Genomic DNA, 22,280 nt, shown 5'->3' with positions numbered 1-22,280 from the left:
CCGACAGCACTGCTAGCATTGAAAGCAGAATGAGGGAGGCGCCATGGCAACTCTGACCATCCGGGGACTCGACGACGCGATACACGCCCGGCTGCGCGTACAGGCCGCGCGGCACGGTCGCTCGATGGAGGCCGAGGTGCGCGCGATTCTCAGCGAGCAGCTCACGTCCGCCCCTTCTTCCCGGCCGTTGGGGTCTCGCATCCGGGAACGGTTCGCCGGCCTCGACGGACCGGAACTGGACCTGCCCGCCCGACAGGACGCGCCACGATCGGCTGACTTCGAATGATCATTCTCGACACCAATGTCCTGTCGGAGCTGGTGAAGTCGGTTCCCGACCCGCGGGTCGTCGACTGGCTCGACAGCCTCGTGCCCGAGGAGGTCATGACGACCGCGATGACCGCCGCGGAGCTGTGGTACGGGGTGCGTCGGTTGCCCGACGGCAAGCGCAGGTCCGAGCTCGCCGAAGGCATCGACGCGATGCTGTTCGAGGACCTCGGTGGACGTATCGAGGTGTTCGACGCGGCTGCGGCCACGCGGTACGCGGACATCGTGATGGCCCGGGAACGGCTCGGCCGGCCGATCGCCGCCGCCGATGCCCAGATCGCGGCGATCTGCGCCAGCCGCAAGGCCACGCTGGCGACCAGGAACGTCAAGGACTTCGAGAGCACCGGCGTCACGCTCGTGAATCCCTGGAACGAGGCGACGGGGATGCGCGGCTGACCCACCGACGCATCCCGGGGCGCGGGTACCGCACCGCCCCGGGCACTACGACGGCCCCGGCCCTCACGGAAGAGGTGGCCGGGGCCGGAGCCAAGGCGGGGGACCTTGGGGCGGGGGAAGCGGCATCGGGGGGACAAGCCGCCTCCCCCGAGGGGGACAGTCCCTACTGGTCCCGCCGCGGTCGGGGGGAGCGCCGCGACCGGACCCCACAGAGAGGGCCTGTCCCGTGCCCTGCGGATTCCTGCCTGGTCCGCCGGGCCGTGCTTCCATCGTGCCCGCCGGCGCCGCCCGTGCGGGCCGGTGAAGGGCCCCTGTCGCAGGGCCGTTGGTCCCGAGAGGGCCGGGCACCGAGTGCCGGACCTCCCGCGGCGTTCGAACAACGATCGCCTGCGAGCCCCGAATCCGACCAGGTGTACGGATAGAATCTGCCGACCGCGCGGGGGACCGAGGGGGAGGCAGGGCTGTGGCGCAAGCGAGGAAGATCGCGCTCTATATCGTGGTGGTCTTCGTGCTCTACACGATCATCACGTCGCCCGCGAGGGCCGCCGACCTCGTCCAGGTAGGGTTCGAAGGCATCTCCAGCGCCGCCCAGGGCGTCGGGGACTTCATGTCCGAGCTGGTGAAGTAGGAGCGACCGCCGATGATCCGCCACCTGGTCCTGTTCAAGCTGAACGAAGGCGTCGAGCGGGACGATCCGCGGGTCGTGGCCGGCGAGAAGGCATTCCGCGAACTGGACGGGCTCATCCCCGAGCTGGAGTTCTGGGAGTGCGCCTGGAACATCACCGACCGGCCCATCGCGTACGACTTCGCCATCAACTCCGCCGTCGCCGACGCGGACGCGCTCGTGCGGTACATCGAGCACCCGGCGCACCAGGCGGCGGCCGGACAGTGGCGCGAGTTCGCCACCTGGGTCATCGCCGACTACCCCTTCTGAACCGTACGCGCCCCGGCGCACGGTCCGTTCACGGGTCCTGCGCGCGGGGCGCACGGGTCTCGCGCCCCGGTCACTCCTCGACTTCGCGCGGGTGCGCGCCACCTTCGTCCCCCTCTTCGCGCACGTGCGCGCCGCCTTCGTACGGATGTCCCGCGCGGTGCGGTCACGGCCCGCCGGTCGTCGGTCACAGCCCCTCACCTCTCAGGTGGGGGGCTTTTGCTGGCTTTTAAACCCGTTTGACTCCAACACGGCTATATACGGTGCTTGCACACAGTGGACATGTCTTGTGATGCTATGACCGCTTTTGATGGATGAATTGACCGCAGTTGTCCGTCACGTTGGCTGTCAGTCGACCGTGCAGTTCGACCATGACGCGTGACCGCGAAGTCGACCGTGAAGGGGTGGCGTCACCGTGCCGGCCAGTGCAGCGCCTCAAGTGCCTCCCCAGACCGTCCAGAAGGACCGGACCGAGCTGTCCGACGACATCCAGACCGAGACGCCCGACCCCTCCGCGCCCCCAGCGAGAACCCGGGGCGCCGACACCAGGGCACTCACCCAGCTGCTCTTCGGCCAGCTCAAGGAGCTCGAACCGGGCACGGCCGACCACCGCAGGGTGCGGGCCGCGCTGATCGAGGCGAACCTGCCGCTGGTCCGGTACGCGGCGGCTCGCTTCCGGAGCCGCAACGAGCCGATGGAGGACGTCGTCCAGGTCGGCACCATCGGCCTGATCAACGCGATCGACCGGTTCGACCCCGAACGCGGCGTCCAGTTCCCCACGTTCGCCATGCCGACCGTGGTGGGCGAGATCAAGCGCTACTTCCGGGACAACGTCCGCACCGTCCACGTGCCCCGCCGCCTGCACGAACTCTGGGTGCAGGTCACCGGGGCGACCGAGGACCTGACGACCGCTCACGGACGCTCCCCGACCACCGCCGAGATCGCCGAGCGGCTGCGGATCTCCGAGGACGAGGTGCTGGCCTGCATCGAGGCCGGCCGGTCCTACCACGCGACCTCGCTGGAGGCGGCCCAGGAGGGCGACGGACTGCCCGGCCTGCTCGACCGCCTCGGGTACGAGGACCCGGCGCTCGCCGGGGTCGAACACCGCGATCTCGTACGGCACCTGCTCGTGCAGCTGCCCGAGCGCGAGCAGCGGATCCTGCTGCTGCGCTACTACAGCAACCTGACACAGTCCCAGATCAGTGCCGAACTGGGCGTCTCCCAGATGCACGTGTCAAGACTTTTGGCCAGAAGTTTCGCCCGACTGCGATCCGCAAACAGGATCGAGGCCTAACCAGAACGGGTAGACCGTCTCCAAGCGGTTTTCCGGCGCCCTTCTCCCCCGCACCCCTTGCTTCCTGCGCATACGCGGCGCTGACTTATCGACATGTCACTACAGCGTGTTGCCGACATGTGACATTCTGCTGGAACCGCGTTTGCCGCAGCCTCCCCTCCGGTATTCAGGTGGAGGCTGCGTTCCTCCGATGGTCGCGGCCACCGCGACCGTCCGCGACCTCAAGGGGGTGGCATGTCCGTAGACCAGGGCAGCTCGAAGGTGCTCACGCTCACGAAGAGCGCGCCCGCGCCTGCCGTGCTCACCAGCTCGTCGGAAGCCATCGACACCCGTACGCTGTCCCGCTCCCTGTTCCTGCGGCTCGCCGCACTCGGTCCCGAGGGAACGGACAGCCCGGAGCGGGCCTACGTACGCGACACACTCATCGAGCTCAACCTCCCGCTGGTGCGGTACGCGGCGGCGCGGTTCCGCAGCCGCAACGAACCGATGGAGGACATCGTCCAGGTCGGCACCATCGGCCTGATCAAGGCGATCGACCGGTTCGACTGCGAACGGGGGGTGGAGTTCCCGACGTTCGCCATGCCGACCGTCGTGGGCGAGATCAAGCGGTTCTTCCGTGACACCTCGTGGTCCGTGCGGGTCCCCCGCCGGCTCCAGGAGCTGCGCCTGGCGCTCACCAAGACCAGCGACGAACTGGCGCAGCGGCTCGACCGCTCGCCGACCGTCCCGGAGCTGGCCAAGGCGCTCGGTGTCTCCGAGGAGGACGTCGTCGACGGGCTCGCCGTCGGCAACGCCTACACCGCCTCCTCGCTCGACTCCCCGTCCCCCGAGGACGACGGCGGCGAGGGCTCCCTCGCGGACCGCCTGGGGTACGAGGACACCGCGCTGGAAGGGGTCGAGTACCGCGAGTCCCTCAAGCCGCTGCTGGCCAAGCTCGCGCCCCGCGAGCGGCAGATCATCATGCTGCGGTTCTTCGCCAACATGACCCAGTCGCAGATCGGCGAGGAGGTCGGCATCTCGCAGATGCACGTCTCCCGCCTGCTGACCCGTACGCTCGCGCAGCTGCGCGAGGGGCTCATCACCGACTGACGGGTCCCGGCCGCCGGGGAGACGCGTCCACGCGCCCCCGGCGGTACCCCCAGAGCCCGGGCCGTGCCCGGACGTCCCCGGGTCGCGCCCCGGTACGTCCGGCCGGTCCGGTTCCAGGCGCCGCGACGCGCCTGCGCGGTGTGCCGCACCGTGCCGCGCCGTGCCGTAAGCGGCGCACCGTTCCTCGTGCGCCGCCGTGCGCCATGCGCCTGCGCCTGCGCCTGCGCCGGGAAACGCGTCGGCGGCCCCCGTAGGACGGAGGCCGCCGAGTGGCCGGACGGTGCTGCGGATCAGCCGAGTGCGAGCCAGGCGACCGCGGCGAGGACGACGACGACCGCGACGACGGCCACGATCACCCCGGTCTTCGGACCGCCGCCGGACGGGGCGGCCTGCTGCGGCCGGCGCTGCGGCTCTCCGTCGTCGACGAAGGCGCGGAACATCTGCGTGCTGCCTGCCGGGTCGTCATTGCCCGCGGGGCCCTGCTGAGGGGCGTGGGGGTTGTGTGCCATGGGCCAGGACCCTAGCGAACTCGGGCCTTCCGCCCAACCCCCGGGGGACGGGCGGGCGCCGGTTCGTACGGACATTCCCCTCATCTCCACAAGACCGCGCGACGTCAACATGAGCACGCGGGCGCCTTCACTCTGTGGTGTGAGACACACGATTGACTCGCCGAGGCCACACGCTGGGGCTTTGACCGAGAGCCTACGCAGCCTTTTGGGTTCCTTTACTTTTGCAAGCACCATTTAGTTTGCCTGCAGCAACCAACGGCTTCTATGGTTGCCCTAAGCAACAAGATATGCAGAAGTCTGGGGGTGCCCGTGGCCGCACGGAGTCAGTACGAAGAGCTGGCCCGGCACCTCAGCGCGGTGGGCGTCGTGAAGCGGGGACTCTCCCGCGCGCTGCCCGCCGACTGCCCCGGCGGCTCGGCCGCGGTGCTCACCCTGCTCGCGCAGCACGGCGAGATGCGCATCAGCCGGCTCGCCGAGCTGCTCTCCGTGGACATGTCCGTGACCAGCAGGCACGTCGCCCACGTGGCGGAACGCGGCTGGATAGAGCGGTTTTCCGACCCCACGGACAAGCGGTCGCGCATCTTGCGGCTGACCTCGTCCGGACACGACGTGCTCGCCGACCTCAGCCGTCGGAGCACGGAGGTGTTCGCGCACACCCTCGCGGACTGGTCCGACGACGAAGTCGGACATCTCGTCACCTTGCTGGCACGGCTCTGCGGCAGCTTCGCCGCCCGCACGCCCAGTGCGTGCACCCCCGGACGGCACACCGACGACTGTCGCGCGCGGCTCACCGGACCCACCGTCCCGAAGGGTTCCGACCCGGACCAGAAGCCCGCGGAAGGGCTCGTTCCGGTCGCCGGCGACCCGACGGACACCCGTACACCTCTGTAACAGAAGCAAAGCAAAGGACATTCATGGCTACGACCACACCAACCGGTGTGCGGGGCGGCCACGCCAAGCACGGGGGCTCAGAAGCTCCCGCCGGCACGCCGATGACTCACCGGGAGATCATGGAGGCCCTGACCGGGCTCCTGCTCGGCATGTTCGTCGCGATCCTGTCGTCGACGGTCGTCTCCAACGCCCTCCCCCACATCATCTCCGACCTCGGCGGCGGCCAGAGCGCCTACACCTGGGTGGTCACGGCCTCCCTGCTGGCGATGACCGCGACCACCCCGATCTGGGGCAAGCTCTCGGACCTCTTCTCCAAGAAGCTGCTCGTCCAGATAGCCCTGGTCATCTACGTGCTGGGCTCCTGCGCCGCCGGTCTCTCGACCAGCTCCGGGATGCTCATCGTCTTCCGCGTGGTCCAGGGCATCGGCGTCGGCGGTCTCTCCGCCCTCGCCCAGGTCGTGCTCGCCGCGATGATCTCCCCGCGTGAGCGCGGCCGGTACAGCGGTTACCTCGGTGCCGTCTTCGCCGTCGCCACCGTGGGCGGTCCGCTGCTCGGCGGTGTCATCACCGACACCAGCTGGATGGGCTGGCGCTGGTGCTTCTACGTGGGTGTGCCGTTCGCGATCATCGCCCTCTTCGTGCTCCAGAAGACCCTGAAGCTCCCGGTCGTCAAGCGTGACGTCAAGGTCGACTGGACCGGCGCGTTCTTCATCAGCGCGGGCGTCTCGCTGCTGCTGCTCTGGGTGACCTTCGCCGGCGACAAGTACGCCTGGGGTTCCTGGCAGACCGTCGTGATGCTGCTGGGCGTCGTGGCCCTCATCGGCGCGTTCGTCTTCACCGAGTCGAAGGCCCGCGAGCCGATCATCCCGCTGCGGCTCTTCCGCAACCGGACGATCACCCTCGCCTCCGTGGCCTCGCTCTTCGTCGGTGTCGCGATGTTCGCGGGCACCGTCTTCTTCAGCCAGTACTTCCAGCTGGCGCGCGGCAAGACGCCGACGATGTCCGGCGTCATGACGATCCCGATGATCGCGGGTCTCTTCCTCTCCTCGACCATCTCCGGTCAGGTCATCACCCGGACCGGCCGCTGGAAGTACTGGCTCGTCTCCGGTGGCGTCCTGGTCACCGCGGGTCTCGGCCTGCTGGGCACGATCCGGTACGACACGACGTACTGGCACGTCGCGATCTTCATGTTCCTCGTCGGTGCCGGTGTCGGCATGATGATGCAGAACCTGGTCCTCGCCGCGCAGAACCAGGTCGCCCCCCAGGACCTCGGTGCGGCCAGCTCCGTGGTCACGTTCTTCCGTTCGCTCGGTGGCGCCATCGGCGTCTCGGCGCTCGGTGCCGTCATGGCCAACCGCGTCACCCACTACGTGACGGACGGTCTCTCGGACCTCGGTGTCAAGAGCACCGGCGGCACCGGCGGCGGCATCCCGGACCTGGCGACGCTGCCCGCCCCGATGCGTGCGGTCGTCGAGGCCGCGTACGGCCACGGCGTCGGTGACGTCTTCCTGTTCGCCGCCCCGTGCGCACTGCTCGCCTTCCTCTTCGCGATCTTCATCAAGGAGGTCGCGCTCCGGACGAACGCCGGCGGCGAGGCCGCGGCGGCTCCGGCGGACGCCGCTCCGGCCGCCGCCGTCGCCGCCCCGGCGGACGCCGCCCCGGCCGAGACCGTCGCCGCCCCGGTGGCCGTCGCTCCGGCGGTCACCCCGACCGAGGCGCCCGTCATCCAGGGCACCCCGGTGCGCGGTGTGGTGCGCGGCGCGGACAACGCTCCGGTCGCCCGGGCCGCCGTCACGCTGATCTCGCTCGGCGGCCGTCAGCTGGGCCGTTCGGTGGCCCAGGAGGACGGCTCGTACGTCCTCGACGCCCCCGGCAACGGCAGCTACGTGCTGATCGCGTCCGCCGACGGCTGCCAGCCGCAGGCGTCCACGATCGTCGTCGGTGACGAGCCGCTGGCCTTCGACATCCTGCTCTCCGGCACCAGCGGACTGGCCGGTACGGTCCGGGCCGCCGAGGCCGGCACCCCGATCCAGGGCGCCATGGTCATCGTGACCGACGTGCGCGGCGACGTGCTCGCCACCGGCACCTCCGGCGAGACCGGTGACTTCGCCTTCGGCGAGCTGGTCCCCGGCCCGGTGACGCTCGCGGTGAACGCGGCCGGATACCGTCCGCTGGCCCTCCCGGTGGAGATCGCCGGCACGGGTGTCACCCGGGCCGAGGCCGCCCTCCAGGCGGGCGCGCTGGTCCAGGGCACGGTGCGCGCCGGGTCCGCGGGCAACGCCCTCACGGACGCCCGCGTCACCCTGATCGACGCGGCGGGCAATGTCGTCGCCACCTCCACGACCGGTGCGGACGGCGCGTACGCCTTCACCGATCTGGACGCCGGTGAGTACTCCGTCGTCGCGACCGGCTACCCGCCGGTGGCGAGCACCGTGACCGTCGCCGGTCACGGGATCGACGGACACGACATCGAACTCGTCCACCCCGGCGAGTGACCGGGCGATAAGCCCCCTGCCGGGACAGTACTTTCAGCGGAGAGTCGGTCCCGGCCGGTGGAAATGGGCCCCGGTGGCGCGTGCGGCAGGCAGGGGACGGCCTGCCGCCCCGCCGCCGGGGCCCGACTCGTTCCATGAGTCAGCGAGTCAGTGAACAAGGAGAGAGAACGGTATGGGACTTCGCGCACAGGTACGGACGCGGGACGGCTGGGCCGTCCAGCACGCGATCGTCACGGTCACCGACATGACCGGCAACCAGATACTGCGCGCCACCGCCGACGAGGACGGAGCGACCCGCACGGACGAACCGCTGCCCGCCGGCGCGTACACGGTGATCGTGACCGCCATCGGTTACGCGCCCGCCGCCTCCACCGCCCTCGTCACGGCCAGCGGCCGTATCGAGGCCGGCACCGTGGTCCTGGCCCGCCAGGGCGGCGTGGAACTCCCGCCGCCCGGCGACTGGTCGCTGGACCCCGCGCACAGCTCGGTGGCCGCCTCCGCCCAGCACCTGGGCATCTCCAGCGTGCGCGGCCGCTTCACCGAGTTCAGCGGCCGCATCGTGATCGACGAGGACATCGCCCGCTCCCGGGTGGACGCCGTCATCGACGCGGCCAGCATCGACACCGGCAACGGCATGCGCGACAAGCACCTGCGGTCGGCGGACTTCCTCGACGTGGACCGGTTCCCCGAGCTCGCGTACAACTCCAACGGTCTGACCCCGGCAGGACCGGACCGCTGGACCGTGCACGGCGAGCTGACGATGCGGGGCATCGCCCGCCCGGTCGACCTCGACCTCACCTACCTCGGCACCGGCCCCGACCCGTGGGGCGGGGTCCGCGCGGCGTTCCGCGCCACGGCCGAGCTGCGCCGCGACGACTTCGCGATGAACTACAACCAGGTCGTGAAGGCGGGCATCTCCGCCATCGGCACGACGCTCCGCGTGGAGCTGGACATCCAGGCGGTGCAGGGGAACACGCTGCCCTCCTGAGCCGTGCGGCCCTCCTGGGCCGTGCGCGAGTGCGGCCGTTCCGAGCCGCGTCGTACGGGCCGGTCACGCGCGGAAGGTACGCCTTCCGCCGGTGACCGGCCCGTCGTGCGTCCGGGGCACCCCCCTGCTCAAAGGCTGTCCCGCCTTTAGGCTGGCCGCATGGCTCCCCACATCGCGACCAACACCACCGCCGACCGTGACGAGTTGCTGGAGTTCGTCCGGCCCCGCCACCGGGCGCTGCTGATCACCGCCCGGTCCGACGGCCGCCCCCAGGCATCCCCGCTGACCTGCGGGGTCGACGACTCCGGCCGGATCGTCGTCTCCACCTATCCGGAGCGCGCCAAGACCCGCAACGCCAAGCGGAACGACCAGGTCAGCGTGGTCGTCCTCTCCGACGACTGGAACGGCCCCTGGGTGCAGATCGACGGCACCGCCGAGGTGATCGACTCGCCGGACTCGGTCGAGCCGCTCGTGGAGTACTTCCGCAACATCTCCGGCGAGCACCCGGACTGGGACGAGTACCGGGCCGCCATGGTCAAGCAGGGCAAGTCGATCATCCGGATCACCCCGGAACGCTGGGGCCCGATCGCCACCGGCGGCTTCCCCGCCCGGCTGGTGCCCGACGCCGACGCCTGAGACCCGCCCGTGCCCTGCCGCGCCATCGCCACCTCCACCGACGCCTGAGGAACGCCCCGAGTGCCTCCCGTGACCGCCGTCCTGCCCGACCCCGGCCTCCTCGCCCGCGCCCGGCTGCTCACCGCCCCCGGCCTCGCACCCGCGGTGCGCGACGGGCTGGCGGAGATCACCGGCCGCCCCTGGGCCGCGTACCCGGAGCCGGTGGCCTCCGGCGGGCCGGGCGGTCCGCCGGTCGGTGGGCCGGGCGGTGGGCCGGTCGTCTGCGTCGGGGCGACGCGGCCGGTCGGACTGCCGGAGGAGGACCTGCTCTGGTTCCACAGCGTCAACGCCGGTACGGACGCGCTGCTCGCCCCCGGGCCCTGGCCCGCAGGGGCGCTGCTGACCCGGACGGTCGGCCGGATGGACGCGCGGATCGCTCAGTACGTCCTCGCCTGGGTTCTCGCCGAGTGCCAGTCCGTACCCGAGTTCGCCGCGATGCACGCACGCGAGGAGTGGCGGCGCATGCCGTCCGAACTCGCCGCGGGACAGACCGCCCTGGTCCACGGCACCGGCCGGATCGGCTCCGCCGTGGCCTCGCGCCTGCGCGCCTGCGGGCTGCGTACGGTCGGCGTGGCCCGGACCGTGCCCGCCGCCCTGCCGCCCGGCTTCGACCGGGTGGTGCCGGCCGGCGGGGAGGCGGAGCGGGAGGCGCTCGGCGAGGCGCGCTGGGTCGTCGCGGCGCTGCCGCTCACCCCCGCCACGGAGAACTACTTCGGGGCGGAGCGCTTCGGGTGCGTACGGGGAGCCTCGTTCGTCAACGTGGGGCGCGGGGCGACGGTGGACCTGGCGGCGCTGGACGAGGCGCTGCGGACCGGGGCCGTACGGCGTGCGGTGCTGGACGTGCTTGCGTCCGAACCGGCCGCCCCCGGCGACCCCTGCTGGCGGCTGCCGCGCACGGTCGTCACCTCGCACTCTGCGGGGATCACGGCGGACGAGGACGTCCTCACCGACTTCGCCGCCTGCTGGGGCGAGTTGCGTGCGGGGCGGCGGCCCGCGCTGACCGTGGACGTGGACCGCGGTTACTGAGAGGCCCCGGGCGTGCGGTACCGCATCGCCTCGATGCCCGCGATCAGCAGGTCGAGCGCGAAGGTGAAGTCCCGCTCGCGCATCTCCTCGACGGTGTCACCACCGCGCGCGTCCATCAGGTCCTGCGAGACGTCCACGACCTGCTTGAGGCTCGGCTCGGAGCGGTACGCGGTCATCGCCTGCCGGAAGTACTCGTCCTGGCTGACCCCGGCGGCGGCGGAGCGCCTGCGGAGGTCCCCCTCGATGGTGCCGAAGCCGTACACGAACTGGAACACCGCCGACAGCGCTCCGGTCTGCTGGTGCAGCCGCAGGCCGGTCGCCCGGATCACGTCCTGGACGGCGCGGGTGAAGCGCAGGGAGTGCGGGCCGATGTTGAGGAAGCTCCCGACGAGCGACGAGGCCCATACGTGGCGCACCAGCAACGCCCGGTATTTTCCAGCGAGTTCGCGCAGGCGGTCGGCCCAGGGGGCGTCATCGGGGGGCGGCTCGATCTCTCCGTGGACGGCGTCGAGGGCGAGCTCCAGCAGGTCGTCCTTGGTGTCGACGTACCAGTAGAGGGACATCGCGGTGACGTCGAGTTCGGCGGCGAGGCGGCGCATGGAGAACTTCGCGAGACCCTCCGCGTCCAGCAGCCGGACCGTCGCGGCGGTGATCCGGTCGCGGTCGAGACCGGCGGGTGACCCCTGCGACCTGCGGGTGCGCGAGGCCGGGCGGCGGACCAGCCACACGCTGGTCCGTACGGCCGGCGGGGAGGCGTCGGCCGCCTCCGGTGCGGGTTCCGGCGCGGGGTCGGCCGCGGACTCCATGACGCACTCTCCTCGTTCTCCGGGGGACGGACCGGGCGGGACGGACCGGGCGGGGGACGGACCGGGCGGGGCATCGTCACGGATGCCCCGGATGCCCGGTCCGATGCTATGCCGCCGAACCGGACGGCTCCCCCGCCGTGTTCGCCTCTCCCTCCGGCGCGGATTCCCGGGTACCGGCGGACGGTCGCGGCGTCCGCTCCGCCCTCCGCAGCAGGAGGGCCGCGACCAGCCCGCCGGCCAGCACCGCTGCCGCGCCCGCCAGTTGGCCCCGCTCCAGCCCCGCGGCGAAGGCGTCGGTGACGGCGGCGCGCTCCGGGCCGTCCCCGACGGCCGCCAGGGCGGCGGGCAGGGAGGCGGCTCCGGCTGCGGCGAGCGGGAGCAGGGCGGTGAAGCGGGAGGTGAGGACCGCGCCGAGGACGGCGACCCCGAGGCCGTTGCCGAACTCGGCGAGGGTGCCGTTGACGCCCGCGCCCACCCCCGCGCGCTCCGGCGGGATGGCGCCCATGATCGCGGCGGCCATCGCGGGGGCCGCCAGGGCGATCCCCACCCCCATCACGACCAGGCCGAGCAGCATGCCGTCGTACCCCCGCCCGGCGAGCAGCGCCACGGCGGCGAGACCGGCCGCCAGCAGGGACATCCCGGCCGCGATCGTGGCGGGCGTGCCCAGCCGGGGGACCAGCCGGGCGCCGAACCCGGTGAGGTTGAGCGCGACCACGGTGAGCGCCAGCGGGGCGGTACGCAGGCCCGCCTCCAACGGGCCGTATCCGAGCACGAATTGAAGGTGCTGGGTGAGCAGGAAGAGCGAGCCGCCCATCCCGAACGCCACCAGCACCGCGCCCGCCACCGCGCCGGTGAACGAGCGGCTCCGGAAGAACCGCGGGTCGAGCATCGGGTACGGCACCCGCAGCTCCCAGAGCGCGAACCCGGCCAGCACGGCGGCCCCGGCGAACGCGGTGAGCAGCACCCGGAAGGAGCTCCAGCCGTGTTCCGGGCCGGAGATGATCGCGTACACCAGGGCGCTCATGCCGAGGGTGGAGAGCAACGCGCCGACCAGATCGGGGCGTTCGCTCCCCGGGTTCTTGAACTCCGGTACGAGCAGGGCCACCGCGACCAGGGCGAGGGCGGCGACGGGGAGGTTGACGAGGAAGATCGCGCCCCATCGGAAGTGGCCGAGCAGCACCCCGCCGAGGAGCGGACCGGCCGCGAACCCGAGGGAGTTGACCGTGGCCCAGAGCCCGATCGCGCGGACCCGCTCGGTCGCGTCGAAGACCTGGACCACCACGGCGAGCGTACTGGTCAGCAGGAAAGCGGCGCCGACGCCCATCTCCGCACGGGCCGCGACGAGTTGGCCGGGGGTCTCGGCGAGGCCCGCCGCCAGGGACCCGAGACCGAACACGGTGAGCCCGGCGAGCAGCAGCTTCTTACGGCCGTAGCGGTCGGAGGCGCTGCCGGCGGTGAGGAGCAGGCCGGACTGGACGAGCGAGTAGGCGTTGATCATCCACTGCACCTCGGCGCCGGTCGCGCCCAGCTCCTCGGTGAGGGAGGGGATCGCGACGTTGAGGACGGTGTTGTCGAGCAGCACGGTGAGCTGGGCCAGGCAGATCACGCCGAGGATCAGCCAGCGCTGGGGGTGCCCGGTCGGGCCGGGGCCGGTGGCAGGGGTGGAGGCGTTCGCCGTCATGCGGTCTCCTTGGGCCTCTCGCACCGCGGCGGGCCTGTCGGTGCGGGACGGGTGCTGGGCAGCGGCGGGAGGAGCCGAACGCCATACACCGTAAGGCGATCGCTGTACGGCGTACAAGACATGCCTCCGGCACTCATCCGAACGGGCGAACAGCCGACCGCACGGGTCGAACGGGCGCGCGTCCATCAGTACGGCCGGCCGGCACCCCCGCCGTATCCCGGTCGGCGCGGGAGTCACCCTCGCGGCGAACGGACCGAGAGGGTGGGACCCATGACGACGGACTTGCGCGCATTCCTGGACCCCTACGTCGAACGGGGCGCGGTCCCCGGCGCCGTGGCGCTCGTGGCCCGCGGCGACCGGGTGGACGTGACCGCGTCCGGCTCGGCGGACACCGGCGGCGGCACGCCGATGGCCCGCGACACCCTCTTCCGGATCGCCTCCCTCACCAAGCCGGTCACCGCCGCCGCCACGATGGTGCTGGTCGACGAGGGCCGTCTCACCCCCGGCCAGCCCGTCGGGACCTGGCTGCCGGAGCTGGCCTCCCCCAGGGTCGTACGCACCCCGGACGGCCCGGTCGAGGACGTCGTGCCGGCCCGGCGGCCGATCACCGTGTTCGACCTGCTCACCTTCCGCGCCGGGTACGGCTTCCCCTCCGACTTCGCGCTCCCGGCCGTCGCACCGCTCTTCTCCGAGCTGCACCAGGGCCCGCCGCAGCCGCAGGCGGTGGCGGAACCGGACACCTGGATGCGGACCCTGTCCCACATCCCGTTGCTCCGCCAGCCCGGTGAGGCGTGGCTCTACAACACCTGCTCGGACATCCTCGGGGTGCTCGTCGCCCGGGTCTCGGGGCAGTCGCTGCCGGAGTTCCTGGCGGAGCGGGTGTTCGAACCGCTGGGGATGAAGGACACCGGGTTCGCCGTTCCGGCGGCGGACCTCGGCCGGTTCACCGGCTACTACCGGGCGCACCCGGACGGCGGGTTCGACCTGGTGGACCCGGCGGACGGGCAGTGGAGCACCCTGCCCGCGTTCCCCTCGGGGGCGGGCGGCCTGGTCTCCACCGCGGACGACTGGCTCGCCTTCGCCCGGATGCTCCTCGCGGGCGGCCTGACCGGCGACGGGCGGCGGCTGCTGTCGGCCGGCTCGGTGCGGCAGATGCTGACCGACCACCTCACCCCCGCCCAGCGCAGGGCGAGCGGGCTCTTCACGGAGGGGCAGGGCTGGGGGTTCGGCGGGTCGGTCGACGTGGAGACCCAGGACCCGTGGAACGTACGCGGGCGGTACGGCTGGATCGGCGGCACCGGCACCGCCGGGCACCTCGTACCGTCGACCGGGCTGGTCACCCTGCTGCTGACCCAGGTCGAGCTGGGCGGGCCGAAGCCGCCCGAGCTGATGCGGGACTTCTGGACGTACGCGGCGCGGCTCGACGCGGCGGGGGACTGAGCGGGGCCTCCTCGCGACACCCCCGGACACGACCGGGGCGGGCCCGGACAGCCGTGGGGCTGCCGGGCCCGCCCGCCCGTGGGGACGGGTGGTCATGAGGTGGTGCGTTGCCGTGGACCGAGGTCAGCTCTTGGGCTGCGTCAGGTCGTAGAGGGTGGCGCTCCCGACGGTCACCTCCTTGTAGTTGGCCTCGACCCAGGACGAGATCTTCGAGGACGTGCCGCTGTCGCCGCCGCCCATGCCCATCCCGCCGCCGATGAAGTAGTGGATCTTCCCGTCGGCCACGTACTTCTTGAACTGGGCCAGGGTCGGGGACGGGTCGCTGCCGTTGAAGCCGCCGACGGCCATCACCGGGTCCTCGGTGGCGAGCTGGTAACTGGCGGAGTTCTGCGAGCCGATGGCCGCGGCGACCCAGGTGTAGTCGTCGGCGTTCTTCTCCAGGAGCTTCTTCGCGGCGTCGGAGACCGTGGCGCCGTTGAGCAGACCGCCCATGCCGCCGCCTCCGCCGCCGCCGGGGCCGCCTTCGCCCATTCCACCGCCGGGCATCTGGCCGAAGTTCTGGCCGTTCGTACCGTTCTGGCCGTTGGCGCCGTTCTGCCCGTTGGTGCCCTGGCCGGGCATCTGGCCCGCCGTGCCGTTCGAAGACGTGCCGTTCGGGGCCGTACCGTTCGGGGCCGTGCCGGTGGGAGGCGTGCCGCCGCCACCGGGGCCCTGACCCTGACCGTTCTGGCCGAAGCCCTGGCCGCCGTTGCCCTGACCGCCGGTCATGCCGCCCGGAGGCTGCATGCCGCCACCACCACCGCCGGGGCCGCCGCCACCGCCCATCGTGCTGGCGCCGGAGGGGCCGGCCGTCACGATGGAGCCCTGGTGCCCGGTGTTCAGCGTGGACACCGTGTACGCGGCCGGGCCGGCCAGCGACGCGACGACCGCGACCGCCGCCACCACGAGCCCGAGCGGCCGGCCCAGCCGTCCCGCGAACACCAGCCACACGGCGCTGATCAGGCCGAAGAGCAGGACCGCCCAGCGCAGCCACGGCAGGTAGTCCGGGGTGCGGGCGAGGAGCACGTACGCCCAGACCGCCGTGGTCGCGACGGTCCCGCCGAGCACCGCGCTCGCCCACCAGGCGGCCCGCTCCTCCCAGAGCGCGACGGCACCGATGCCGACGAGCGCCGCGAGGTAGGGGGCGAGGGCCACTGTGTAGTACTGGTGGAAGATGCCGGCCATGAAGCTGAAGACCACCGCGGTCATCAGCAGCGAGCCGCCCCACGCGAGGAACGCGGCCCGGCGCGCGTCGGTGCGCGGTGCCTTCCGGGTGAGCCAGACCCCGGCCGCCAGGAGGATCAGCGCGGCGGGCAGCAGCCACGAGATCTGGCTGCCGATCTCGGAGTTGAACATGCGGCCGATGCCGGTCTCGCCCCAGCCGCCGCCCTGACCGCCACCACCACCGCCGCCGACGCTGCCGGTCTCGTCGCCGCTGATGCGGCCGAGTCCGTTGTAGCCGAAGGTCAGTTCGAGGAAGGAGTTGTTCTGCGAGCCGCCGATGTACGGGCGGGAGGAGGCGGGCCAGAGCTCGACGATCGCCACCCACCAGCCGCCGGCGACGACCATCGTCACGGCGGAGAGGGCGAGTTGACCGAACCGCTTCCGTACGGGCACGGGCGCGACCACCGCGTACAGCACGGCCAGCGGCGGCAGGATCAGGAACGCCTGGAGGGTCTTCGCCAGGAAGGCGAGCCCGACCGCGACGCCCGCCCACACCAGCCACCTGGTGCGGCCGTTCTCCACCGCGCGGAGCACGCAGTACACGGTGACGGTCATCAGCAGCGCGAGGAGCGCGTCCGGGTTGTTGAAGCGGAACATCAGGGCGGCGACCGGGGTCAGCGCGAACGCGCCCACCGTGAGGAGGCCCGCCGCCGCGCTGAAGCGGCGGCGCACCGCCGCGTACAGCACCCCGGCGGTGGCGACGCCCATCAGCACCTCGGGCAGCAGGATCGCCCAGGAGCCGAGGCCGAAGATCCGCACCGAGATCGCCATCGGCCACAGCGCGGCCGGCGGCTTGTCGACGGTGATCGCGTTGGCCGCGTCCGAGGAGCCGAAGAAGAACGCCTTCCAGCTCTCGCTGCCGGCCTGGACGGCCGCGGAGTAGAAGGAGTTCGCGTACCCGGAGGCGCTCAGGTTCCAGAGGTAGGCGAGCGCGACCACCAGCAGCAGCCCGAGGAAGGCCGGACGCGCCCAGGCCGGGTCCTCGGGCCGGCCGCGCCAGAGCCGTCCGGCCCGGCCGGTCCCGGCGGCGGGGGCCGCCCGGTGGGACGGCTGCGGCGCGGCGGGCGGCACCGGGGGCGGCGGCGCGGGGTACGCGTCGGGGTGGAGGGAGGCGGTCATCGGGCGTTCCTCAGTTCGTCGTCGGCGTACGGGTCGGTGCCGGGGGCCGTGATCGGAGCCGTACGGGAGCCCGCGAACGGGTCGGCGTGCGGGGCGGTGCCGAAGGCGTCGAAGGGGGCCGGGTGTCCGGCGGGGGCCGGGTGTCCGGCGGGGCGCGCGGTGGGCCGGTCGTCGGCGGTGGCCTGCGTCGGGGCGGGCCCGTCGGCGGCGGCCGGAACCGGGGCGGGCCGCTCGCCGCGCCGCTCCGGGAAGACCCAGGCGCGCAGGAGCAGGAAGCGGAGCACGGTCGCCGCCAGGTTGGCCGCGATCAGCACGGCGACCTCCGTGGAGTGCGAGGTGGACGGGGCCGTGGTGGACAGCGCGGCGAGCGAACCGCTGGTGAGCGCGAGGCCGATGGCGAAGACCACGAGGCCCTGCGCCTGGTGGCGGACCGCGCCGCCCCGGCCGCGCACCCCGAAGGTCAGACGCCGGTTCGCCGCCGTGTTGGCGACGGCGGAGACCAACAGGGCTCCCGCGTTGGCGAGTTGTGGGCCGACCCCCAGCCGGAAGAGGGAGTAGAGCGCGAGGTAGACGGCGGTCGAGAGTGCCCCGACCACGCAGAACCCGACCAGCTGCCGGGCCAGCCCGCGCGGTACGCCGGGCACCGTACGGTCCCGGGGGTCGTCGCCGAACGGCCGGGCCAGCCGGTCGAGCGGCAGCGCGCCGACGGCCAGCGCCCGCCCCACCCGCCAGACGCCCTTCAGGTCCTCGGTGGCGGTCTTCACGATGTGCACCGTGGAGTCGGGATCGTCGACCCAGTCGACCGGCACCTCGTGGATGCGCAGGCCGGCCCGCTCGGCGAGGACCAGCATCTCGGTGTCGAAGAACCAGCCGGTGTCCTCGACCATCGGCAGCAGCCGTTCGGCCACCTCACGCCGGATCGCCTTGAACCCGCACTGGGCGTCGCTGAACCGGGCGGAGAGCGAGGAGCGCAGGATCAGGTTGTAGGAGCGCGACACGAACTCGCGCTTCGACCCGCGCACCACCCGCGCGCTGCGCGCCAGCCGGGACCCGATCGCCAGGTCCGAGTGGCCGGAGATCAGCGGCGCGACCAGCGGCAGCAGCGCGTTCAGGTCGGTCGAGAGGTCGACGTCCATGTAGGCGAGGACCGGCGCACCGGACCGCGACCACACCGTGCGCAGGGCGCGCCCGCGCCCCTTCTGCTCCAGCCGGTACGAGACCACCTCCGGCAGCAGCGCTTCGAGCCGGGACGCCACCTGCGGGGTGGTGTCGGTGCTCGCGTTGTCCGCGATCGTGATGCGGAAGCGGTAGGGGAAGGTCCGGGACAGGTGCTCGTGCAGCCGCCGGACACAGGTTTCGAGGTCCTTCTCCTCGTTGTACACGGGCACGACCACGTCGAGTACGAGTACGGGCGCTCCGTGCGCGTCCACCGTCCCGGCCGGGAGATGCTGCCGGGCCGGCAGGGCACTGGTGCCGGCGCTCCAGGGGTTGTCGGTTCGCATGGTCACGACATTCGCGGGCCGCGCTGTCACGACGGTGTGCTGAGGCTGTGACCGGACTGTGAGTCTCCGACGTTGCCTGACGAATCCTCACAACACCTTAATTCAAAGGGAGTTGAGATGAACGGCAGGTGTCCCAGCGCTCTCCGTACCGGGCCCCGCACCCGGCCCCGCACCGGGCGCGCCACCGGGTTCCGCACAGGCCGGCAGCCGGACGGAGAACACCGTCTCGCCCGGTACCGAGCGCACCGCGACCTCCCCGCCGTGCGCGGCCGTGACCGCCTGCACGATGGCGAGCCCCAGTCCGGTGGAGCCCGCGTGGCGCGAGCGCGAGGCGTCGCCCCGGGCGAACCGCTCGAAGACGTGCGGCAGCAGCGCGGCCGGGATCCCCGGCCCGTCGTCCCGTACCTCCAGCGTCACCCAGGGAACCCCCGGCCCGGCGGGGCGCACACCGGCGGTGACGGTGGTACCCGGCGGAGTGTGGGTGCGCGCGTTGCCGAGCAGGTTGACCAGCACCTGATGGATACGGGTCGCGTCGGCCCGTACCGTCGCCGGGTTGTCCGGCAGCTCCAGCCGCCAGAGGTGGCCGCCCTCCGCCGACCGGGCACGGTCCGCCGCACGGGCGTCGCTCACCGCGTCCACCACGAGCGGCGAGAGGTCGGTGGGCCGGTGGTCGAGCGGGCGGCCCGCGTCCAGCCGGGCCAGCAGCAGCAGGTCCTCCACCATCCCGGTCATCCGCTCGGCCTCGGACTCGATGCGTCCCAGCGCGTGCCGGGTGTCGGACCCGATGGACTCGCGCCCGCGGCGGGTCAGTTCGGCGTACCCGCGGATCGAGGCGAGCGGGGTGCGCAGTTCATGGCTGGCGTCCGCGACGAACTGCCGGACCCGCGTCTCGCTCTCCTGCCGGACGGCCAGGGCCGAACCCACGTGCCCCAGCATCCGGTTGAGCGCGGCCCCGACCTGCCCCACCTCGGTACGGGGATCGGCCTCCGCCTCGGGGACCCGTACCAGCGGAGCCACCTCACCGCTGTGCAGCGGTAGTTCGGAGACGCGCGTCGCCGTCGCGGCGACCCGGCGCAGCGGCCTCAGCGCCACCCCGACCATGGTGGCCCCCGCGATACCGGCGGCGATGAGCCCCGCCCCGGTGACGCACACCTCCACCAGGAGGAGCGCGGTGATGTCGCTGCTCACCTCCTCGCTCGGGATGCCGACGAGGAAGGTGACGCCGCCCTTCCCGGCGGCGGACTCGACGCGGTAGGAGCCGAGTCCGGGGAGTTCGACGTCGTGCGTGGCGGAGTCGCCCGCGGCCCCGGAGGACTCCAGCGCCTTCGACTGGGCACCGGTCAGCGGCGCGGAGCTGGGCATGGTGTCCTTGCCGAGGTCGGCGAGGACCTTCGAGTCGAGGACCGTACCGTCCTCGGCGACGACCGCGCCGACCGTACCGATGGGCTGGCCGCCGTTGCCGATGAAGTCGAGCAGGCCGGTGCCCGGAACACCGCGCGGCCCCGGCTCACCGACCCCGGGGCCGAGCCCCGCCCGGACCGCGATGGAGTCCAGCTGGCCGTCGAGCTTCCCGTACATGTAGCTGTGGAAGGCGATCGCGGTCACCGAACCGATCACCGCCGCGACGACGGCGATGAGCGAGACGGCGGAGACCACCAGCCGGGTCCGCAGCGTCCAGGGCCGGCCGCGCCTCCGGCCGGTGCCGCCGTCGGCTCCGCCACGGGTGGCCGCCCGCCGGCCGGTACGCCCGCTCATCCCCGTTACTCGCCGGGCTTGATGAGATAGCCCGCGCCCCGGCGGGTGTGGATCATCGGCGTACGGCCCGCGTCGATCTTCTTGCGCAGGTAGGAGATGTACAGCTCGACGACGTTGGCCTGGCCGCCGAAGTCGTAGTTCCACACCCGGTCCAGGATCTGCGCCTTGCTGAGCACCCGGCGGGGGTTGCGCATGAGGAACCGGAGCAGTTCGAACTCGGTGGCGGTGAGGTGGATCGAGGTCCCGCCCCGGCTCACCTCGTGGCTGTCCTCGTCGAGCAGCAGGTCGCCGACGACGAGCGTGGACTCGCTGCGGGCGCTGGTGTGCGTACCGGAGCGGCGGATCAGCCCGCGCAGCCGCGCCACGACCTCCTCCAGGCTGAACGGCTTGGTGACGTAGTCGTCGCCGCCCGCCGTGAGCCCCGCGATCCGGTCCTCCACCGCGTCCCGGGCCGTCAGGAAGAGCACCGGCACGTCGGCGTGGTCGCGGCGCAGCCTGCTGAGCACCGCCAGACCGTCCATGTCCGGCAGCATCACGTCGAGCACCACCGCGTCGGGGCGGAAGTCCCGGGCGGTACGCAGCGCACCGGCACCGTCCCCGGCGCTCCGTACGTCCCATCCCTCGTACCTCAGGGCCATCGAGAGCAGCTCGGCGAGCGGCGGCTCGTCGTCCACGACCAGCACGCGGACGGGGTTGGCGGAGTTGCGGTCGGCCCTGAGCACTTCGGTACGCCCCTGGGGCGAGGTCGTCGTCATCCCCCCACCCTGTGAGACCGCTCTGAGAGGGAGCTTGCCCGTTTCTGTGAAAAGCCTGAGAAACAAGTCAGGCTCTGGTCATGAAGAACCCAAGACGCTCCAAGACCGATCCGTACCGAAGCGGAACCGGTCGGAACTGACCGCCCCGCACGCCCGGAAAGCCAGTGCCGCACGCTCGGAGAGCCCCTCCGGCACGCTCGGAAGAGCCCGCCCCGCACGCTCAGAAGAGCCCGTCCTGCACCCCGCCGCGCCCCAGGTCGTCGACCGGAACGGTCACCGCCGGACCCCGGCCACCACCGCCCTCGTCACCCGGCGCCTCGGGCCCCGCCGCCGCCCGTACGAGCTCCCAGCCCGTCATCAGCCGGGTGTCGAGCACCACCACCGCACCGCCGTCGCCGGTCGCCAGGTGCAGGTCCGGTCCGGCGGCCGCCACGAGCCGCCCGGACACTCCGCCGCCCGCGACCAGCTCCCGTACCGCCCCGACCCTCGCGTCCGGCTCCAGACGCGCCAGCCCGAACAGCCCGGCGTGGTCCACCGCCTCGTACGGCAGCCGCTCCAGCGACTCCGGCCAGCCGCGCCCTTCGAGCGCCGCCGCCCGCCCGTACAGCTCCGCCACCTCGCCGGCACGCTCCCGGGCGTCCGGCAGCGCCCCGCGCACCGCGCGCTTACGGGCGTACGGAATCCGGTCCGGCACCCCGAGTGCGGCGCGCAGCACCTCCTCGGTCCGCCGCGCCGCCATCAGCGGCCCCCGGCCCAGCCAGCTGAAGACCACGGCGCCCTGGTCCCGCAGCCGTGCGCCGCCCCGCTCCTCGGCGGTGATCCCGACCTTGACCATCCCGGGCCCGAACCAGGCGAGGTAGACCCGGTACGTACGCGGGTCGTCCGCAATCGTGTCCGCCGCCACCGAGTGCGCCCGGTCCAGCCGCGCGCACTCCGCGCACCGGGCCCCCGTGCTCCGGCCCGGCACGGACGCCCCCAGCGGGCAGGCGTTCCCCCGCGCCCCCACGCAGCCCCGCTCCCCGAGGGCCCGGAAGCCGAGGTCGCTCCCGAACACGAGGACGCTCCCGCGCCGGTCCCGGCCGTTCTCCCAGCCCAGCTCCGGGGCGTCCCCGGGCCACCGCAGTCCGGTGCACCGCCAACCCACGTCGACAACCCCCGGTCACTCCCACCATCACCATCGGCGAGGGACCAACCCTAAAGCGTGTTGCAGAAGCCTGTGGGCGGGCAGGCGGAGCCGGGTTCCGCACCTTTGTGGATCATGGTGTGAGGGCGTGGTTGTGCATGGTGGCGACGGCTTGGACTGCGTAGTGGAGGCCGTTGCCGCGTTGCCGGCAGTCGCGG

The 22,280-nt window shown here is 72.5% G+C and carries 20 protein-coding genes and 1 pseudogene; 12 read left to right on the top strand and 9 right to left on the bottom strand.

The features are described from left to right. Positions 1–43: 43 nt before the first annotated feature. From ACWCWD_RS27900 to ACWCWD_RS27875, 6 genes are all read left to right on the top strand, one after another. Positions 44–286, top strand: a complete 243-nt coding sequence (locus tag ACWCWD_RS27900; protein WP_450776860.1) for a FitA-like ribbon-helix-helix domain-containing protein — start codon at positions 44–46, stop codon at positions 284–286. Continuing rightward, positions 283–720, top strand: a complete 438-nt coding sequence (locus tag ACWCWD_RS27895) for a PIN domain-containing protein (protein WP_450776858.1) — start codon at positions 283–285, stop codon at positions 718–720. Before ACWCWD_RS27900 ends, ACWCWD_RS27895 begins: the two co-directional genes overlap by 4 nt. A gap of 463 nt (positions 721–1,183) precedes the next feature. Continuing rightward, on the top strand, positions 1,184–1,348 hold the full coding sequence (locus ACWCWD_RS27890; protein WP_266706389.1) for a hypothetical protein: 165 nt from the start codon (positions 1,184–1,186) through the stop codon (positions 1,346–1,348). A 12-nt stretch (positions 1,349–1,360) separates the two neighbouring features. Beyond that, complete coding sequence (locus ACWCWD_RS27885) at positions 1,361–1,654, top strand: Dabb family protein (RefSeq protein ID WP_450776856.1); 294 nt, start codon at positions 1,361–1,363, stop codon at positions 1,652–1,654. A gap of 412 nt (positions 1,655–2,066) precedes the next feature. After that, positions 2,067–2,945: an RNA polymerase sigma factor SigF gene (locus ACWCWD_RS27880; RefSeq protein WP_450776854.1), complete on the top strand. Its 879-nt coding sequence runs from the start codon at positions 2,067–2,069 to the stop codon at positions 2,943–2,945. Between the two features lie 234 nt (positions 2,946–3,179). Further along, complete coding sequence (locus ACWCWD_RS27875) at positions 3,180–4,034, top strand: RNA polymerase sigma factor SigF (protein ID WP_266706395.1); 855 nt, start codon at positions 3,180–3,182, stop codon at positions 4,032–4,034. Positions 4,035–4,324: 290 nt separating this feature from the next. On the opposite strand, the gene ACWCWD_RS27870 is transcribed toward ACWCWD_RS27875, so the two are convergent. Then, positions 4,325–4,543 carry a hypothetical protein gene (locus ACWCWD_RS27870; protein ID WP_450776852.1) on the bottom strand — a complete coding sequence of 73 codons (219 nt, stop codon included), beginning with the start codon at positions 4,541–4,543 and terminating at the stop codon, positions 4,325–4,327. Positions 4,544–4,852: 309 nt separating this feature from the next. Between ACWCWD_RS27870 and ACWCWD_RS27865 the strand changes: the two genes are divergently transcribed. From ACWCWD_RS27865 to ACWCWD_RS27845, 5 genes are all read left to right on the top strand, one after another. Continuing rightward, entirely contained in the window at positions 4,853–5,434 is a 582-nt protein-coding gene (locus ACWCWD_RS27865) for a MarR family winged helix-turn-helix transcriptional regulator (protein WP_450776850.1), read from the top strand. A 23-nt stretch (positions 5,435–5,457) separates the two neighbouring features. Beyond that, positions 5,458–7,929, top strand: a complete 2,472-nt coding sequence (locus ACWCWD_RS27860; RefSeq protein ID WP_450776848.1) for an MFS transporter — start codon at positions 5,458–5,460, stop codon at positions 7,927–7,929. Between the two features lie 172 nt (positions 7,930–8,101). Continuing rightward, positions 8,102–8,917 (top strand): YceI family protein, encoded by an 816-nt coding sequence (locus tag ACWCWD_RS27855; RefSeq protein WP_450776846.1) that lies wholly within the window; start codon positions 8,102–8,104, stop codon positions 8,915–8,917. Between the two features lie 159 nt (positions 8,918–9,076). Next, positions 9,077–9,553 carry a PPOX class F420-dependent oxidoreductase gene (locus tag ACWCWD_RS27850; protein ID WP_450776845.1) on the top strand — a complete coding sequence of 159 codons (477 nt, stop codon included), beginning with the start codon at positions 9,077–9,079 and terminating at the stop codon, positions 9,551–9,553. A gap of 69 nt (positions 9,554–9,622) precedes the next feature. Beyond that, positions 9,623–10,618 carry an NAD(P)-dependent oxidoreductase gene (locus tag ACWCWD_RS27845; RefSeq protein ID WP_450776989.1) on the top strand — a complete coding sequence of 332 codons (996 nt, stop codon included), beginning with the start codon at positions 9,623–9,625 and terminating at the stop codon, positions 10,616–10,618. Here ACWCWD_RS27845 and ACWCWD_RS27840 read toward each other — a convergent pair. Both ACWCWD_RS27840 and ACWCWD_RS27835 read right to left on the bottom strand, forming a co-directional pair. Continuing rightward, positions 10,612–11,424 carry a TetR/AcrR family transcriptional regulator gene (locus tag ACWCWD_RS27840; protein ID WP_450776843.1) on the bottom strand — a complete coding sequence of 271 codons (813 nt, stop codon included), beginning with the start codon at positions 11,422–11,424 and terminating at the stop codon, positions 10,612–10,614. The two genes, ACWCWD_RS27845 and ACWCWD_RS27840, sit on opposite strands and share 7 nt — an antisense overlap. Positions 11,425–11,530: 106 nt before the next feature. Then, complete coding sequence (locus ACWCWD_RS27835) at positions 11,531–13,105, bottom strand: MFS transporter (protein ID WP_450776841.1); 1,575 nt, start codon at positions 13,103–13,105, stop codon at positions 11,531–11,533. A gap of 270 nt (positions 13,106–13,375) precedes the next feature. Here ACWCWD_RS27835 and ACWCWD_RS27830 point away from each other — a divergent pair, with 270 nt between their 5' ends. Next, positions 13,376–14,545, top strand: coding sequence for a serine hydrolase domain-containing protein (locus ACWCWD_RS27830; RefSeq protein ID WP_450776839.1), 1,170 nt, complete (start codon positions 13,376–13,378; stop codon positions 14,543–14,545). A gap of 123 nt (positions 14,546–14,668) precedes the next feature. Here the strand turns inward: ACWCWD_RS27830 and ACWCWD_RS27825 are convergent, their stop codons facing one another. From ACWCWD_RS27825 to ACWCWD_RS27800, 6 genes and pseudogenes are all read right to left on the bottom strand, one after another. Continuing rightward, a complete protein-coding gene (locus tag ACWCWD_RS27825) occupies positions 14,669–16,927 on the bottom strand; it encodes a glycosyltransferase family 39 protein (protein ID WP_450776837.1) in 2,259 nt (752 codons plus the stop codon). Further along, positions 16,924–18,429, bottom strand: coding sequence for a glycosyltransferase (locus ACWCWD_RS27820; RefSeq protein WP_450776835.1), 1,506 nt, complete (start codon positions 18,427–18,429; stop codon positions 16,924–16,926). Before ACWCWD_RS27820 ends, ACWCWD_RS27825 begins: the two co-directional genes overlap by 4 nt. Before the next feature lie 102 nt (positions 18,430–18,531). Next, on the bottom strand, positions 18,532–20,184 hold the full coding sequence (locus ACWCWD_RS27815) for a HAMP domain-containing sensor histidine kinase (RefSeq protein WP_450776833.1): 1,653 nt from the start codon (positions 20,182–20,184) through the stop codon (positions 18,532–18,534). A gap of 5 nt (positions 20,185–20,189) precedes the next feature. Then, the gene (locus tag ACWCWD_RS27810) at positions 20,190–20,939 is read right to left on the bottom strand and encodes a response regulator transcription factor (RefSeq protein WP_450776831.1); all 750 of its coding nucleotides are present in this window, start codon (positions 20,937–20,939) and stop codon (positions 20,190–20,192) included. A gap of 220 nt (positions 20,940–21,159) precedes the next feature. Beyond that, positions 21,160–22,083 carry a DUF2797 domain-containing protein gene (locus ACWCWD_RS27805; RefSeq protein ID WP_450776829.1) on the bottom strand — a complete coding sequence of 308 codons (924 nt, stop codon included), beginning with the start codon at positions 22,081–22,083 and terminating at the stop codon, positions 21,160–21,162. 112 nt (positions 22,084–22,195) lie between these two features. Further along, positions 22,196–22,280: pseudogene (locus tag ACWCWD_RS27800) on the bottom strand (IS5/IS1182 family transposase); the annotation flags it as partial.

Source organism: Streptomyces sp. NPDC001493, assembly GCF_053597235.1.
This window is presented reverse-complemented; position numbering and strand designations above follow the sequence as displayed.